Below are 15,966 nucleotides of genomic sequence, written 5' to 3'. Positions count from 1 at the left end.
AATCCTTTGTCCACAGGGCTCCGGTGGCGTTCCCGAAAGCGGCCCGGCAACGGCATGTTCTTGGTATGGACACGAACTCACCAACCCCATCGGTGCTGATGGCAACTACCAACGAACCCCTGCTCGACGACCTGCTCCGGCTGGCCGCGGCCGCATCCGTCACGCCCGTCGTCGAGCGCCATCTGCTCGGCCTGCGGCGCAGCTGGCATGCCTGCCCCCTGGTCGTCGTCGGCCGCGACCTGGCCGAGCCGCTGGCGCGCGTTCAACCTGCACACCGGCCAGGAGTGGTCGTGGTCGGTTCGAAGTCGGACGGCGACGACCTCTACCGGTGTGCCTTCGACATCGGCGCCGATGCCGTCTGCCGGCTACCCGACGACGAACCACTGCTCGCCGGCAAACTGGCCGACGCCTTGGACGGTGTCGACCGCGCCGCCGTCACCCTGGCCTTCGTCGGCGGCTGCGGGGGAGCGGGTTCGACCACACTCGCCGCCGCGGTGGCTGTCCTCGGCAACCGGCGCGGGTTCCGCACGATGCTGATCGACGGCGACCCGCTCGGCGGTGGCATCGAGCTTGCCCTCGGCATCGAGCACAACCCCGGCGACCGCTGGCCCAAACTCCTGAACGCCTCCGGCCGGGTCTCCGCCGCCGCGCTCCGTTCCGCCCTACCTTCGATCGACGGACTGTCGGTCCTGTCCTGGGATCAGTCCGACGTCACCGTCCTCCCGCCGGACACGATGAGCTCAGTGATCGGCGCCGCCCAACGCAGCACCGACCTGGTCGTCCTGGACCTACCGCGCCGCCCCGATCCCACCGTCGAAGAGGGCTTCATCCGCTCCACGGCAACCCTCCTCGTCGTCCCCTGCGACGTCCGCTCGGTAGCAGCCGCCAAACGCCTCGCCGGCCCCCTCCGATCCGTAGCCGGCGACCTCCGCGTAGTAGCCCGCGACTCCCGCCCCGGCCTAGCACCCGCCGACGTAGCCACCCACCTCTCCTTGCCTCTAGCAACAAAACTAGGCCACGACCGATCCCTCCCCACCGCCATGGACCAAGGCCACTTCCCCCTAACCCCCCGAAGCCCCCTAACCCGAACCGCCACCACCCTCCTGAACCTCTTCCCCCCACCCCACCCAACCCCCACCTAACGCCCCCCAACCACCACAAGCCTCGCCGCGCCCCACCCACCACCACCCCGACCAACGCGCCACCCACCGCCAGCCCACCCCACGCCCGCCACCCGCCCCACCAACTCGACCAGCGCGCCACCCACGGCCCGCACACCCACTGCCAGCTCAGCCACCGCCCGCGCACCCACCGCCCGCGCACGCCCGGCACCCGCTCCACCAACTCGACCAGCGCGCCACCCACCGCCACACCCCACCGCCCGGCAACCGCCCCACCAACTCGACCAGCGCGCCACCCACCGCCACACCCCACCGCCCGGCAACCGCCCCACCAACTCCACTGACGCACCACCCACCGCCCGCCACCCGCTCCACCAACTCGACCAGCGCGCCACCCACCGCCCGCACCCCCTGCCGTCCCCCAACCACCCCACGCGTCGACCCCGCCCAGCTCAACCGCACAAGACAGGTGCCCGAATGACCAATACCGTCGTACCTGCAGGTCTTCTCGACCGCGTACGCAGCACCCTCGCACTCACCGGCGCCGAGCCGACTCCTGTGCACGTAGCAGCAGCTCTTCGCGCCGACGGCACCATCTGCGGCGACGCCATGGTCCTCGCAGTCGTCACCGCACTACGCAGAGAAGCCCTAGGAGCCGGACCACTCGACAGCCTGCTCGCCGAGCCTGGCGTCACCGACATCCTGGTCAACGGCCCCGACGAGGTCTACATCGACCGCGGCCGCGGCCTCGAGTTCGTCGCCATCCGCACCGGAGACGAACCCTCCATCCGCCGCCTGGCCACCCGCCTCGCCGCCGCAGCAGGCCGCCGCCTGGACGACTCCACCCCGTACGTCGACGTCCGCCTCTCAGACGGCACCCGCTTCCACGCCGTCCTGTCCCCGGTAGCCGCCCCAGGAACCTGCCTCTCCCTGCGCGTCCCATCCCGCAAGGTCTTCACCCTCGACGACCTGGTAGCTGCCGGCGCCCTCCCACAAGCAGGCACCGCAATCCTCCAGGACCTCCTCGACTCCCGCCTCGCCTTCCTCATCAGCGGCGGCACCGGCACCGGCAAGACCACCCTCCTCAATTCCCTGCTCTCCTTGGCAAATCCCGCCGAACGCCTGGTCCTGGTAGAAGACGCCAACGAACTCCGCCCAGACCACCCTCACGTGGTCCGCCTCGAAGCCCGCCCACCCAACATCGAAGGCACCGGCGAGATCTCCCTCCGAGACCTGGTCCGCCAAGCCCTCCGCATGCGTCCCGACCGCCTGGTCGTAGGCGAAGTCCGAGGCGCCGAAGTAGTAGACCTCCTGACCGCCCTGAACACCGGCCACGAAGGCGGCTGCGGCACCATCCACGCCAACTCAGCCTCGGACGTACCCGCCCGCCTAGAAGCCCTGGGCGCCCTCGCCGGGCTGACCCAAACCGCTGTCCACAGCCAAGTAGCCTCCGCCCTGCACGCCGTGATCCACCTGACCCGAACCCCCACCGGCCACCGCCGAATCGCCGAAATCCACACCCTCACCAAACCCCCCAACGGCCCCCTTACCACCCACCCCGCAGTCACCTTCCATCCCAACAACACCCTCACCCTCCACCCCCCGTCCGGTCTCTTCACCACCCGACGCCCGCCCACCCCCGCTCCGCCCACCCCCGCTCCGGCAACCCCCGCAGGTGCCGCATGAACCCAGCCCTCCTCGCCTCCCTCCTAACCCTTCTCACCTGCACCTTCGCCATCCCACCCCGATCCCCAGGCCTCCACCGCCTGACAACTACCACTGCCCGCCGAAGGCTGACCAACTCAGAGACAACCCGCCCAGAACCAACCCGCCGCCACCTCAAATCCCCCCTCTCCCGACTCTGGCTCCTAGCCGCACCAACGGCTGTAGCCACCGCCCTCCTCGGCACCCAAGCGCTCGTCTCCGCCCTAGCAACAGCCGCCGTCCTCGCCCTGATCGCCCACCAACGAACCCACCACCGACAACAGAAATCAATCGCAGCCCGCCGCGCGAACATCATCGAAGCCCTGGACGTACTCTCCGCGGACCTAACCGCCGGCCGCCCACCCATGGCCGCCTTAGAAGGCGCCGCCTCCATCAGCCCCGACTTCGAAATCGCCCACGCCGCAGCCAAACTCGGCGCCCACATCCCCGCAGCACTCACCCGATCCGCCAACAAACCAGGCGCAACCAGCCTCCGCGCCCTGGCCGCAGCCTGGCGCGTCACCGAAGAATCCGGCGCCGCCTTCGCCACCCTCACCGAACGCCTAGCGGACTTCCTCCGGTCCAACGAAGCCATCCACCGCCAAACCGAATCCAGCCTCGCCGGCGCCCGCTCCACCGCCCGAATCCTCGCCGCCCTCCCCGCCTTCGGCATAGCCCTCGGCTACCTCCTAGGAGCCCACCCCCTCACCTTCCTAACCACCACCCCACCCGGCTGGCTCTGCCTAGCCACAGGCCTAGCCCTAACCGCCACAGGCCTCCACTGGACCACCCAAATAGCCACCCCCACCCCCTAACCCGAACCCACCCACCGTTCCCACACGCAGCCAGCACCCACACGCAGCCAGCGCACGCACCGCGTCCGCGCCCCGACCCCGCACCCCCGTGAGACTCCGCATGCCCCACGCACTGGCCGCAGCCTCAGCTGTTGCCCTAAGCACCTACCTCCTGATCCCACCCCACTCCAACCTCCGCCGACTGACCCCACCGCAATCTCGCGTCCGTCGCCACTCCCCGCGATCCCACCGCCTAGTCACAACCGCCGCAACACTCGCCGCGCTCGCCCTCATCGGCCTCCCCTGGGGCCTGATCCCAGCCGCGATCGCGTACTACTCCATCCCCCGAGCCCTCTCCCGCTTCGAACCAGCCACCACCAAACAACGCAACGCCCACATAGCCCGCGACCTCCCCCTAGCGATAGACCTTCTGACCGCCTGCCTCCGAGCTGGCCGCCCACCCCAACACGCCTTGACCCTCGTAGCCGACGCCCTCCCCGGCCCACTAGCGGACGTCTTCGCGAAAATCGCCCACCACCTGGCGCTAGGAGCTGACCCGACCATCGCCTGGGCGCACCTACGGAGCGAGCCATCGTGCGCCCCGATGGCCCGAGCGATCACCCGCTCACTCCGCTCCGGAGCCCCACTTTCCAAAACGCTGGAACACCTCGCCGACGAAACCCGCCGCTCCCACCACCACACCGCCGACCAACAAGCCCGAGCTGCAGAATCCCGAGCAACCCTGCCACTAGGCCTGTGTTTCCTTCCCGCGTTCGTACTCCTCTCGATCGTCCCAACAATCGCCGACGCCCTGATCCCGTACCTCCTCCACCCCTGACACCCGCACCCAGCAATGCCCGTCCCCCCAGCACGACAGATCGACACCCGAACTGGCAGCCGCAGGAATCTGCCCACGCGCGGGCGGCCGAGCCTGCCCAGCGAGCCCGGATGCCCCAGCGTGCGGTGAGATCACTGGCGACCGGAGACCCGGTGGAGCGGTAACGCATCGGATGCGACGACCGCTGGCGGCTTATGTGGCCAGTGGCGGGTTGTGTACGACGCCAGCGCTACAACAACCCGCCAGCCGCGCGAGACGCCGCACCCAAACGCCCCGATTGCCTTATCCACAGCCCAGAACTCCTTTGAAAAAAGGCGATCCAACAACGGCATGTTTATCGACAAGCACTCACAGCGCCCCAGCCCACCCCGCAGGAGGCCCAAATGCCCAAGGCAGCAGTAGCCACCAGCAACCATCCACTCCCCACCGAAGCCCAAGCCGCATCGCGCCCCGTCCCACACCCCCACAACCTGCTCCCCAACACAGGAACCAACCTCCTCCCCACCACAGTAACGATCAGCCTTCCTGGCACAGGAACGAGCAGCATTCCTGACATAGGAACGAATCCCCTCCGCAGGACAGAAGTCGACTGTCGCCGCAGCACAGGCATCCGCCTCCTCCGCGGTACAGGTATCCGGCGCCTTTGCGGCAAAGGCATCGCCCGCCTCCGCAACCGCGCAGAGCGCGGTGCCGTAACGGCCGAGTACGCCATCATGATCGTCGGCGCCTGCGCCATCGGCGGCGTTCTGGTCGCCCTCCTCAGATCCCCCGCAATGCAGAACGCCCTCAAAGCGATCATCAACTACGGCCTGAAGATCGCCGGCGTAGAGGGCGTCCACATCTGACCCAACCCAGCCTAGGCATCGGATAGACGGCCCTCCATCCGTTACGCGAAGCCAGCCGCGATCCGGCCACAATCGCTCCTATCCACAGTCGTCCGAGCAGCTGAACTGACTCGCGACTGCTCGAACCGAACGCCTAGCTCACGGACTCTCAGCACCACCTTCAAGCCAGCAGATCAATACCGCGTTGGACCGGATGGACCCCGGACCCCACCCGTCGAGCTGGCGACGCTCTCGATCCGGCGGCCGGCCGATGCCCCCTCCTCGGCCGGCCGCCACCCAAAGGAGCTCCCCATGCCTTACCGCCCGGACCGTCCCGCCGCGACCGCTCCACCTTCACCAACGACCCGCGCGATCCACGCCGATTGTGCCGTCGGAGCCAACCGTGCTGCGTGTACCGAACCCGCCGCGTGCGCCGAACTGGCGGTTTGCGTCCATCGGATCGAGTCCGCCGATCGGGCGGACCGCGCCCGCGCTGTCGTCTGTGCTGTCCGCTCCGACCGTGGTGAGTGCCCCAGTCGAACCGACTGCGCCTACCGCGCCGGCCGCGCCCACGGCACCGGTCGGGCTGGTCGGGCTGGGTGTGTAGTGCGGGGAGAGCGTGGGGCTGTTACGGCTGAGATGGCGTTGGCGCTTCCGGTGCTGGTTTCTCTTCTGCTGTTGGGGATTTGGTCTATCGGCCTCGTCGTACTGAACATCCGATGCATTGATGCTGCGCGCGATGTAGCACGGGCGGTCGCGCGTGGTGAGTCGCTCGAACAAGCTAAGGCGATCGGTCACCGCGCCGTGCCCACCGGCACGATCGCCATCACACGCGAGGCATCAGACGTCCAAGTGACAGTCACTGCCGTTCCTGCCCACAACCCACCCCTCCTAGCCCTCCTGTCTCCCGCGAGCCTCAGTGCAACCGCCACCCTCCAAGCGGAACCGGACACGCCATGACCCGCACCGAACGAGGCAGCGCCACACTCCACACCCTGTTCGCAGCCGTACTTCTCCTCACCGCCTTCACCGCAGCGATCCTCTGGTCGGCGATCTCCACCGCCCGTCACAAACTCGCCGCCGCAGCCGACCTAACCGCTCTGAGCGCCGCCCAATCCCTCAGCACCGCGCAATTTGGTAGCGCCGCGCAGCCCCTCGGGTCCAACGGTCAGCTGGGGGATTCCGAGCGGCCTGCGGGTGACGCGGCGCTCGCGGCGCCCTGTGCGGAAGCAGCGCGGACGGCTGTGCTCAACAAGGTGGAGCTCACCGCGTGTGTCGTCGCTTCCGATGCAGTCACCGTTGAGGTGTCGCTTCAGCTTGATCTCCGGCTGACACGTCCAACACTGACTGCGGCGGCGCGTGCCGGACCGCTATGACCTCGTCTCGTCAACCACTCGATGTGCGCTCGGTTCTGGTGTGATCGCGATCTGGTCGCAATCTGGTAGAGATGCCGCGTTGATGTGGACGACCCGCGGGAGGGCGCTCCATGATCGGGAACCGAGTACTGCTCATCTTCCCGGACGTACTTCCCCGACGCCCGGACGGTTACCTCGGAGGCTCGTTTGCCCAACCGGATTCGGCTGCTGCTGGTCGACGACCAGATCCTCAGCCGAGGCTTGCTTCGCAGCGGTCTGGAGCGTGAGCGCGATCTGGAGATCGTTGCCGAGCTCAACCGATCTGACGACGTCGTCAGTGCAGCAAAACGGCATCGTGCGAACGTCGCGCTGGTCGATGCGGGCGGCCCGGGCAGCGACAGCATCACCGTCACTACCAGGTTGCGTACGTCGATGCCGGAGTGCCGGGTCGTCATGCTCACGACGTACGGGCGGCCGGTGCACATGCGTCGTGGGCTCGATGCCGGAGCGAAAGGGTTCGCGTTGAAGGGCAGCCCGGCGCCGCAGTTGGCAGATGCTGTACGGCGGGTGCACCTTGGTCTGCGCGTAGTCGACGCGAACCTCGCGGCCGAGAATCTGCGGTACTCCGAGACTCCGCTCAACACGGACGAGACCGACACACTGCGTGCGGCACGCGACGGTGGATCGGTGGCGCTCATGGCGAAGGAGCTTGCTGTGTCCGAGCGCGTCGTTCGTACTCGCCTCTGGTCAGCGATCGGTAAGACTGGCGCGCACACCCGTTCCGACGCCGTCGAGATTGCGGAACGAAACGGCTGGCTTCTCGACTAGGCCGTGTTGCTAAAGGTCTGGACCCAGTGGAGTGGCTGCCAGGCACTGACCGGAGTGGTGGTTTCGGGCAGTCTTGTCTGATCGCAATGCCCGGTTCGTCTTCGAGGGGCAGCCCTTGTCCGCGGGCCAGTCAGGATGACCGCCGACGCCCGCCGTCACGGGACACGAGCGCAAGAGTGCGCCCGGCGGCATCAAAGACCCTCTGGTAACACGGTAGGTGAGTGACCGAGGCTCGTTGCCAGCGTGCGCCACGAAGCGTGGATTGGTCAGGCGGGATCGGTGAATGAGATCGGTTTGCCGGTGGCGCGGGCGTAGGCGATCTCCCTGCTTGTGGACTCGCCGATGTACCCGCCGGGGTTGACGACCAGAACGCGGTCGGCCAGGTCGATCTTGCGCAGGTGGAGAGCGCCCAATGCGGTCTTCTGCTCGTTGGTGATCAGTTCGTGATCCTCGGCGCGTTGGAAGACGCCTGGCGCGACGACGATGATGCCTGCAAAGGTCAGGTCGCGGTTCGCCGCGTGCATCTCGTCCGCGAACCGGGCAGAGCCGCAGATGCACACAATCTCAGGTCGGTCAGGCACAGCTCAGTCCTTCGGATCGAACGGGCAACCGTCAGTGCGCGGTTGTGCAGACCCCGGTCGCGGAGGCGCAGGGCGTGACGTCACGGACAGGAACACGAGCCGACAGTCTACGCAGCGAGACGGACACGGCCGCACCGTCGTAGGCGGGAGGCGTGCTCGATGGTGTGAAACGGCGGTCGACGCCGAAAACTGCCCGGCTCACCAACTCCCTTTGGCAACACGGCCTCGGTGCCATTGCTGGTGTGCGGGGAGGGCAGACTGGGGTCGTGGATGGTGGGCGGAGTCGGGTTGTCGTTGTTGATGCTGCGAACGTGGTGGGGTCACGGCCGGATGGGTGGTGGCGGGATCGGGTTGGTGCGGCTCGGCGGTTGCTGACGCGGCTTGCGGCGTTGCAGGAGCGGTTGCCTGACACGGATGTGGTCGTGGTGCTGGAGGGTGCTGCTTGCCGGGCGGTGTCGGGGGATGGTGCGCCGGATACCGGTCGTGTTCGGGTGGTGCTCGCGTCGGGGTCCGGTGACGACACCATCGTGAGCGTGACTGCGGAGGTTGTTGCGCAGTCGCATCATCCGGCAGTCACTGTGGTCACCGCTGATCGCGGGCTCCGGCAACGAGTCGAACCCATCGGCGCGACCACCACCGGTCCCCGCTGGCTCCTGGATCAACTCGATGGACTACCTGGATAGCCCACACACGGCGCTGATGCGGCGCGGCGGAGGAGCCCGGGTCGGCAGGTCCTCATGTCCGTGGTCGGCCTGGTCAAATCCGTTGCGTCCGAGAATCCCACCATGGGGTCCCGGACGCGGGTCCCATCACCTTGTCCGGTTCAGGCGCTGTAGGCAACGGTTCCTCGGACGCGAGCGGGCTTCAGTGGCGGGGCCGATCGACTTACTCTGGTTCGGGAGGGGAGGCGTGATGTCCAAGTTCATGGGGCCTTTTGCTGTGCAGGTCGGTGAGGGTGCGAAGTACGCGACGCTCACTTCTGGCTCGGTCGTTGTCATGGCGGATACCGTCCGGACGAACGGCTCGTTGACGGTGCTCGAGTGCCTGATCCCACCGAACGACGGTCCGCCGGCGCACACTCACCTCCGTGAGGACGAGGTGTGGTACGTCATCGAGGGCGACTTCCGGTTCAAGGCCGGGGATGCGATGCTCCGGGCCTCGACCGGCGGGATGGCGTTCGGGCCGCGTGGGGTGCCGCACGCGTTCCAGAACGTGGGTGACGCGATGGGGCGGTTGCTGGTGATCACAACACCATCGGGGCTCGAGCGGTTCTTCGAGCAGTCCGATGGGCTGTCGCGACCGGTGGATCCGGAAGAGATCGCGGCCATCGGGCATGCCAGCTGGATCGAGTTCTCCGGCCCACCACTCGGAGTCTCCGACCCCAGCTAGCACTGCCACCCACGCCGCTGCTTGTCCGTCCGACGCTGTCGTGTCCCTGGACGGTGTCGCCCGGCCTGCTGTTCCCCCGTCCGGCGTCCCCCCGGTGCCTCCCCGGTGCCCGTTCGCGAGTGGGTCGCGCTCTTCTTGCTCCACGTGGCCGTTCATGCGGGGTTTCGCGCTCGGCCGTTCGTAGGTGGGTTCGCGCTCATCGTCCACGTGGCCGTTCATGCGGGGTTTCGCGCTCGGGCGTTCGTGGGTGGGTTCGCGCTCATCGTCCACGTGGGCGTTCGTACGGGGGGTCGAGCTCTTGGTCCGCGTGCCAAGTCGTGCGGCTGGTTCGGGATCTGTTGGCGGAACTGTGTTGCGCATCGAGAGGTGTTGGCGAGGGTTAGGCGCAGGTGGACAGGACCTCGCCGGTGTGGGTGATCAGGAGGTGGGGGCCGGGGGCAGCCGGTATCCGGGCTTGGTCGGTGCGGATGGGGTGGCGGGTCCCGTCCGGGGAGATGACCAGCGTGTTGGGGGCGTCGAGGGCGATGAGTTCGTCGTCGGCGCGGAGCAGGACCGGGGCGGTGTAGGACCAGGAGAGGGCGGTTCGGCCGGCGGCCAGTGCTTCGAGGGTGGCGGTGGGGAGTTCGTCGGGACCTTCGGCGGAGGCGTCTACGGCGATCCAGGTGGTGGGAGAGCCGGGTGGCGTGATGGAGGTGGGATTGTGCCAGTCGCTGCCGCCGACGGGGGTCGTGTTCTCGAGACCCCAGGCTTCCCACCAGGCGATCGGGCCGCCCCAGGTGTGCTCCAGCCAGGAGGAGTGCCAGATCTCGGCGAGCGGCGGGTGTTCAGTGAGCGGCTGGCGCCAGGAGCAGTCGCCGCCGAGTGGGTGGTTGATCGAGAGGAGGCCTCCGCGGCGGGCGACCTCCGCGACCCAGGTGGCGGCGGGTTGGCGGAAGTCGATCGGGCCGATGGCGCCGAACGCGTTGGCGTGGCCGGTGTCGGTGGTGACTTCCTGGCCGGGGATGAGGCCGATTCCGAAGCGGTTGCTGAGCGCGGGGAGTTCAGCGTGGTGGGAGACGGTGTTGTGGTCGGTGACGGCCAGTACGTCGAGGCCGGCGGACACACCGAGTGCGGCGAGGTTGGCGATCGGGGTCGAGCCGTCGGAGTGGAGTGAGTGGGCGTGGAAGTCGCCGGCGATCCACTTCAGGCCGGAGGATGCGGGGAGGGTACGGCGTGGTGGTCGCGGGGGTACGGCGATTGCGGCCGAGACGTCGGCGTACTCGGTGAGACCGGGGATGGTGTCGACCGGGCCGGTGACTGCTTCGACGAGGAGCTCTACACCTTCGACCGGTACTCGGTGCAGGCCCAGGACGACCCACCAGGTGCCCGGTTCGAGTTCGCCGGGGAGGTAACCGGGGGTGGCTGCGTCGGGGGTGATCGCGAAGGTCTGGCGGGCGCCGCCGGACCATCCGCGCCAACCGGCCGGGCCTTCGCAGCCGATGTCGATGACGGCGTCTTCGATCGGCGGGACAGTGAGGGTGACGAGCAGGCCGGGGCAGCCGGCCGGGATGTCCACGGGCAGTGAATGCCAGACCGACTCGGCGCGGTCGTCGAGTGTCCAGCGCCGACGGTACGACGTGACAGCCATCAGGCGATCTCCCTGCTCACGAACGAGCTCCTGTGGTGCTGTCTGAGGAGGTGAGGAGTTCGCCGGTGTCTTGGGTGTAGAGGAGGACTCGGGAGGCGGGGGCGGTGAGGACTACCGGGGTGCCGGGGGCGGGTTCGGTTTCTTCGGGGACGGTGACGCCGATGAGGGTGCCGGCGCAGTCGACGCTGACGAGGGACTGGGTGCCGAGGTTTTCGGCGACGACGACCTCGCCGCGGAGGGCGGGGCCGGCGACGTCGCCGGTCGACAGGGTCAGGTACTCGGGCCGGATTCCGACCGTGACCGCGGCGTCCGTCGGTGTCGAGGAGGTTGTCGCAGGCAACGAACCGCCGGCCACGCTGACGGTGCCGTCGCCGAGAACCTTGCCCGGGAGGAGGTTCATCGGGGTCGAGCCGATGAAGTTCGCCACGAACGTGTTGGCGGGGCGGGCGAAGACCTCGCGCGGCGAACCCAGCTGCCGGAGCCTGCCCGCTTCCATGACCGCGATGCGGTCGGCGAGCGCGAGGGCCTCGGCCTGGTCGTGGGTGACGAAGACCGTGGTGATGCCCAGGTCGCGCTGGAGCTTCTTCAGGAAGGTGCGGGCCTCGAGGCGGAGCCGGGCGTCGAGGTTCGACAGCGGCTCGTCGAGCAGCAGGACCTTGCCTTCGGACGCGATCGCACGGGCGAGCGCGACACGTTGCTGCTGGCCACCGGACAGTTGGCCGGGTTTGCGTTCCAGGAGCCCGTCCAAGGACAACTCGCCGGCGGTACGAGAGGCGACATCGGCTCGGGTGGCGGCAGCAACCCGGCGTACCTTCAAGGGATAGGTGATGTTCTCGGAGACGCTCATGTGGGGGAAGAGGGCGTAGTCCTGGAAGACCATGGCGACGCCGCGCTTGCCCGGCTCGGTGCGAGTGACGTCAGCCGCGTCGATGCGGACAGTGCCCTCGCTCGCGGGTTCGAGGCCCGCGATGGTCCGGAGCAGCGTGGTCTTGCCGCAGCCGGACGGGCCGAGGAGGGCGAAGAACTCGCCGTCGGCCACGTGCAGGTCCAGGCCGTCGACGGCGCGGACGCCGTTCGGGTAGACGGTTGCGAGGCCTTCGATGTCGATACCCGCCATCAGCTCTTGATCCCTCCGTGACTCAACTTTTGATTCCTCCGTGAAAGCGGAACCCATACCGCGAGTTCACCAGCAGGTACAGCACGACGACCGGGATCGAGAACAGCAGCGAGAACACCGGCAGCACCTGCAGGTTCACGCTGCCGCCTTCGTCGGTGAGGGTCTGCATCAGCACCGCACCGGGCTGCTTGTCGATCGACCGGATGAGCAGGAAGGGCACCAGGAAGTTGCCCCAGGAGTTGACGAACGCCCAGACCATGATGGTGGCCAGGCCGGGGCGTGCGACCGGGAGTACGACGTCGCGCAGGATCTGGCCGGTGGAGGCGCCGAAGACCCGCGCCGACTCCTCGTAGGACTTGGGGACCGCGTCGACGAAGTCCTTCAGGATGAAGATTGCCGCCGGCAACAGCCCGCCCGTCATCACGAGCGCGACGCCGAACCGGGAGTCGATCAGCCCGAGCTGGAACATCATCACGAAGATCGGCACCATCGCCGCGGTCCCGGTGACGACCGAGGACAGCAGCAGTAGCCCGTACAGCAACGCGTCCCGGCCGGGGATGCGGACCCGTGACAGTGCGTACGACGCCAACGCGGCAAATGCGGTGACCGCGACGGCGGTCGTGACGCAGATCAGCAACGAGTTGACCATCGAGTGCATCGCGTAGGGATGGTCGAGCGTTTTCCGGATGTTCTCCAGCGTCCAGTCCGGCCAGTGCACGCCGAGGCCCGGCGAGGCATCGAACGGCGCCGACGCGATCCACAGCATCGGTACGGCGAAGAACAGCGTGATCGCGCAGATCAGGACGTAGAACCCGATCCGCCGCAGAACGTAGGCCGGAGTCATGGCCGCCTCCGAAGTAACCGCAGGTAGACCAGTGAGACCAGGAGGTTCGCGATCAGCAGCAGGAACGAGATGGCCGACGAGTACCCGAGCTCACCGCCCTGCAGCGCCACGTTGTAGATGTAGACCGGCACCGTCTCGGACTCGTGGTTCGGCCCGCCCTTGGTGAGCAGGAACGGCGAGAAGTCGTTCGCCGTCCACAGCGAGATCAGCAGCGTGTTGGTCAGCACATGTCCGCGGATGTGCGGGAACACGACGTCCCGCAGCGTCTGCCACCCCGACGCTCCGACCATCCGCGCCGACTCGAGCTGGGACGGCGGGACGGCCTGCAGCGCGGACGAGTAGAGCATCATCGAGAACGCCGTACCGCGCCACGTGTTGAACACCACGAGACACGCCATCGGGTAGTTGATCAGCCACGCGGTCCCCGGCGTACCCAGCAAACCATTCAAGGTTCCGCCGTCCCGGTCGTAGAACGCGACCCACAGGTACGCGACCACGGTGGAGGGCAGGATCCAGGCGAGCAGCGTGAAGGCCTCGACCGTACGGCGGACCACCGGGCGGGCACGGCGAAGCACCCACGCCAGCGTGAACCCGAGGATGTTCTGCCCGATGATCGCCGAGCCGAGCACGAACAGCAACGTCAGCCATAACGCGTTGTGGAAGAGCGCGTCGTTCAGAGCCTTCGTGTAGTTCGACAGCCCCACCATCGACGGCGACACGGCCTCGACGCCGGTCAACCGGTAGTTGGTGATGCCGATGTAGATGGTCCAGAGCGCCGGGAAGACCAGGAACGCGCCGATCAGGAGCATGGCCGGGGCGACGAAGCCGAGAGCCCGCCCGACGCCGAGCCCGGCGACGTCCCGGGCCGGGCCGCGGGCAGGCCGTGCCGGCTCGGGCGTTCGAGCCGGCACGGGTGCGGAAGCTGATGTCATCAGTTACTGGTGACCTTGTCCTTGCCGCCGGCCGCGGCCTCGACGACCTTCTGGTACGCCGAAGCGGCGGCGTCGGTGCTCTTGCCGCCGACCACGTCCGCGGTCGCCTGCTGCAGTGCCGCGGAGACCTTCGGGTACTCGGCCCGGCCCGGACGGTACTGCGTGATCGGCAGCACCTTCTCGGCGACGAAGCTCAGCATCGGGTCGCTCTTCAGCACCTCGCTGTTGACGTCCGACCGCTGCGTGATCTTGGCCGCGCCGGCCAGCGACTCCTTCACCATCTCCGCGGAGTTCATGAACTGCAGGAACTCCCAGGCCTGCTGCGGGAACTTGGTGTTCGGGTTGATCACGGTCGCGCCGCCGCCCGACATCGAGACGAAGTCCTGGCCCTTCACACCGGCGCCCGGCTTGCTTGCCGGGATCAGCGCCCAGCCGACCGCCGCGTCCCGGTCGGCCATCTTCGCGACGCCGGCCTTGGGCTCGACGACGCTGCGCCAGAAGTAGTCGCTCTCGAGCAGGATGCCGATCTTGTTCGCGGCGAACTCGGCGAACGACTTGTCCCGGCCCTTGGCCTCGCGCTGCAGCACCGGGTCACCGAGGCCTGTCGAGTAGACCTGGTGGTAGAAGTCCAGCACCTGGCGCAGTTGCGAGGTGTTGCCCAGCCACTTGCCGTCGGAGTTCACGGTCGCGCCGGCGCCGACCAGCAGCGGCAGTACGCCCTGCATGGTGGTCGCCTCGCCCATCGCGGTGCCGGCGTTGATCTGGATCGGGGTCACACCGGAGATCTTCTTGAGCGCCTGACCTGCGGAGATGATGTCGTCCCAGGACTTGGGCTGCCAGTCCGCGGGCAGTCCGGCCTGCTGGAACAGCTTCTTGTTGAAGTACAGGACACGGCCGTCGGTGCCACCGGGTACGCCGTACCGCTGGCCGTTGTAGCTGCCCAGCGCCTGGACCGACTCCGGGATCTGCTGCCAGCCGTCCCAGCCGTCCACCTTGGCGGCATCGCCGACTGTGTCGGTGAGCGGCTTGATGTAGTTGGCCTGGGCGAACTCGCCGACCCAGATGCCGTCGATCTGGAACAGGTCCGGGCCGGCCTTGTTCGACAGGTCGAGGGACAGCTTCTGCTTGTAGACCTCGTCGTCGGAGCCGTCGCCCTGGAACTTGACCGTGACGTCGACGCCCTTGCCCTTCTGTTCGGCGACGAACTTCGGGATCAGTACGTCGGAGACGAAGGTTGCTCCGGCGCTGCTCTTACCGCCCTTGACCGAGTTCGAGCCGAAGACCAGCTCGACCTTCTTGGCGTCGGCGTTCCGGTTCGCGTCCTGGTCGCCGCTGCCGGAGTCGGACGAGCCGAGACATCCGGTGAGCAGGGCGAGGGCCGCGGCGCCGAGTACGCCGGCGGTGGTCAACCGCGAGAGTGATCGCATCAGGGCTCCTTGCAGAAGTGGTCCAGCGACAGTGCCGGTGACGTGCCGGTCAAACATTGGCACTCTCCGGCGACTATGTGAAGACTTTTTTCCAACCCGGAGGCGAACGTTGTCAGGTGCTGTAGGCAACCAACCGCGAACTGTCAAGTTCGGATCCCGCGTGCAGCGTTGCGGAAGAGTTAAAGGATGCTCAAGGTTCTGCGACAAGAGGTAATTGAGTAGATACAGAGGGTGACCAGGCGAGCTACTGTCTAGCCGTTCGGTTCAGCGGATCGGAGGTGAAAGACGTGAGTTTGCTCCATGGAGTCGCCTGCCTTGTCGACGACCTGCTCGGGCATTGCTGGTGCTGGTGGTGACCGTGGCCGCGCGGTGACGACACCGGGCTCCCGCTGACGCGCAAGCAGCGGGGCATCCCGGAACTCATCCCCGAGCACCGCTAGGCCCCACCGCGAGAGACAAGGAGTGCAAACGGCCGGGCCCCCCCCGTGGGGGGGCGGGCCGGCGCACGGTGGGGGGGGTTTGAATCAAAAAAACACTGAGGGTGCTGGAAAAACAGGTAAGGCGGCGGGGGGAAGACGTGTGGAT

At 67.7% G+C, this 15,966-nt stretch carries 16 protein-coding genes; 9 read left to right on the top strand and 7 right to left on the bottom strand.

The window, feature by feature from the left end:
- Positions 1 to 65 precede the first annotated feature (65 nt).
- From ssd to ACWF0M_RS07915, 5 genes are all read left to right on the top strand, one after another.
- The gene (gene ssd / locus ACWF0M_RS07935; RefSeq protein ID WP_452234872.1) at positions 66 to 1,142 is read left to right on the top strand and encodes a septum site-determining protein Ssd; all 1,077 of its coding nucleotides are present in this window, start codon (positions 66 to 68) and stop codon (positions 1,140 to 1,142) included.
- Between the two features lie 456 nt (positions 1,143 to 1,598).
- Positions 1,599 to 2,807, top strand: coding sequence for a TadA family conjugal transfer-associated ATPase (locus ACWF0M_RS07930; protein WP_452234871.1), 1,209 nt, complete (start codon positions 1,599 to 1,601; stop codon positions 2,805 to 2,807).
- Positions 2,804 to 3,640 carry a type II secretion system F family protein gene (locus tag ACWF0M_RS07925; RefSeq protein ID WP_452234870.1) on the top strand — a complete coding sequence of 279 codons (837 nt, stop codon included), beginning with the start codon at positions 2,804 to 2,806 and terminating at the stop codon, positions 3,638 to 3,640. The genes ACWF0M_RS07930 and ACWF0M_RS07925 overlap by 4 nt, the downstream gene beginning before the upstream one ends.
- A 100-nt stretch (positions 3,641 to 3,740) precedes the next feature.
- Positions 3,741 to 4,457 carry a type II secretion system F family protein gene (locus ACWF0M_RS07920; RefSeq protein WP_452234869.1) on the top strand — a complete coding sequence of 239 codons (717 nt, stop codon included), beginning with the start codon at positions 3,741 to 3,743 and terminating at the stop codon, positions 4,455 to 4,457.
- Positions 4,458 to 4,840: 383 nt separating this feature from the next.
- A complete protein-coding gene (locus ACWF0M_RS07915; RefSeq protein WP_452234868.1) occupies positions 4,841 to 5,302 on the top strand; it encodes a DUF4244 domain-containing protein in 462 nt (153 codons plus the stop codon).
- Between the two features lie 333 nt (positions 5,303 to 5,635).
- Here ACWF0M_RS07915 and ACWF0M_RS07910 read toward each other — a convergent pair whose 3' ends face one another.
- Complete coding sequence (locus ACWF0M_RS07910) at positions 5,636 to 6,079, bottom strand: hypothetical protein (protein ID WP_452235220.1); 444 nt, start codon at positions 6,077 to 6,079, stop codon at positions 5,636 to 5,638.
- Between ACWF0M_RS07910 and ACWF0M_RS07905 the strand changes: the two genes are divergently transcribed.
- From ACWF0M_RS07905 to ACWF0M_RS07895, 3 genes are all read left to right on the top strand, one after another.
- Positions 5,960 to 6,241, top strand: coding sequence for a TadE family type IV pilus minor pilin (locus ACWF0M_RS07905; RefSeq protein WP_452235210.1), 282 nt, complete (start codon positions 5,960 to 5,962; stop codon positions 6,239 to 6,241). The genes ACWF0M_RS07910 and ACWF0M_RS07905 overlap by 120 nt on opposite strands.
- Positions 6,238 to 6,657 carry a pilus assembly protein TadG-related protein gene (locus ACWF0M_RS07900; protein ID WP_452234867.1) on the top strand — a complete coding sequence of 140 codons (420 nt, stop codon included), beginning with the start codon at positions 6,238 to 6,240 and terminating at the stop codon, positions 6,655 to 6,657. Before ACWF0M_RS07905 ends, ACWF0M_RS07900 begins: the two co-directional genes overlap by 4 nt.
- Positions 6,658 to 6,843: 186 nt before the next feature.
- Positions 6,844 to 7,464, top strand: coding sequence for a response regulator (locus ACWF0M_RS07895; RefSeq protein ID WP_452234866.1), 621 nt, complete (start codon positions 6,844 to 6,846; stop codon positions 7,462 to 7,464).
- 266 nt (positions 7,465 to 7,730) lie between these two features.
- Here ACWF0M_RS07895 and ACWF0M_RS07890 read toward each other — a convergent pair whose 3' ends face one another.
- Positions 7,731 to 8,045 carry a hypothetical protein gene (locus ACWF0M_RS07890; protein WP_452234865.1) on the bottom strand — a complete coding sequence of 105 codons (315 nt, stop codon included), beginning with the start codon at positions 8,043 to 8,045 and terminating at the stop codon, positions 7,731 to 7,733.
- A 912-nt stretch (positions 8,046 to 8,957) separates the two neighbouring features.
- Between ACWF0M_RS07890 and ACWF0M_RS07885 the strand changes: the two genes are divergently transcribed.
- Positions 8,958 to 9,434: a cupin domain-containing protein gene (locus ACWF0M_RS07885; RefSeq protein ID WP_452234864.1), complete on the top strand. Its 477-nt coding sequence runs from the start codon at positions 8,958 to 8,960 to the stop codon at positions 9,432 to 9,434.
- 379 nt (positions 9,435 to 9,813) lie between these two features.
- On the opposite strand, the gene ACWF0M_RS07880 is transcribed toward ACWF0M_RS07885, so the two are convergent.
- Genes ACWF0M_RS07880 through ACWF0M_RS07860 form a run of 5 tightly spaced genes read right to left on the bottom strand, consistent with a single transcriptional unit; the run spans position 9,814 to position 15,381 of the window.
- Complete coding sequence (locus ACWF0M_RS07880) at positions 9,814 to 11,061, bottom strand: CehA/McbA family metallohydrolase (protein ID WP_452234863.1); 1,248 nt, start codon at positions 11,059 to 11,061, stop codon at positions 9,814 to 9,816.
- A 16-nt stretch (positions 11,062 to 11,077) separates the two neighbouring features.
- Complete coding sequence (locus ACWF0M_RS07875) at positions 11,078 to 12,178, bottom strand: ABC transporter ATP-binding protein (protein WP_452234862.1); 1,101 nt, start codon at positions 12,176 to 12,178, stop codon at positions 11,078 to 11,080.
- A 22-nt stretch (positions 12,179 to 12,200) separates the two neighbouring features.
- Positions 12,201 to 13,022: a carbohydrate ABC transporter permease gene (locus ACWF0M_RS07870; protein WP_452234861.1), complete on the bottom strand. Its 822-nt coding sequence runs from the start codon at positions 13,020 to 13,022 to the stop codon at positions 12,201 to 12,203.
- Positions 13,019 to 13,954 carry a carbohydrate ABC transporter permease gene (locus ACWF0M_RS07865; RefSeq protein ID WP_452234860.1) on the bottom strand — a complete coding sequence of 312 codons (936 nt, stop codon included), beginning with the start codon at positions 13,952 to 13,954 and terminating at the stop codon, positions 13,019 to 13,021. The genes ACWF0M_RS07870 and ACWF0M_RS07865 overlap by 4 nt, the downstream gene beginning before the upstream one ends.
- A complete protein-coding gene (locus ACWF0M_RS07860; protein ID WP_452234859.1) occupies positions 13,954 to 15,381 on the bottom strand; it encodes an extracellular solute-binding protein in 1,428 nt (475 codons plus the stop codon). The genes ACWF0M_RS07865 and ACWF0M_RS07860 overlap by 1 nt, the downstream gene beginning before the upstream one ends.
- Between the last annotated feature and the right edge of the window lie 585 nt (positions 15,382 to 15,966).

The organism is Kribbella sp. NPDC055110 (genome assembly GCF_053607525.1).
This window is presented reverse-complemented; position numbering and strand designations above follow the sequence as displayed.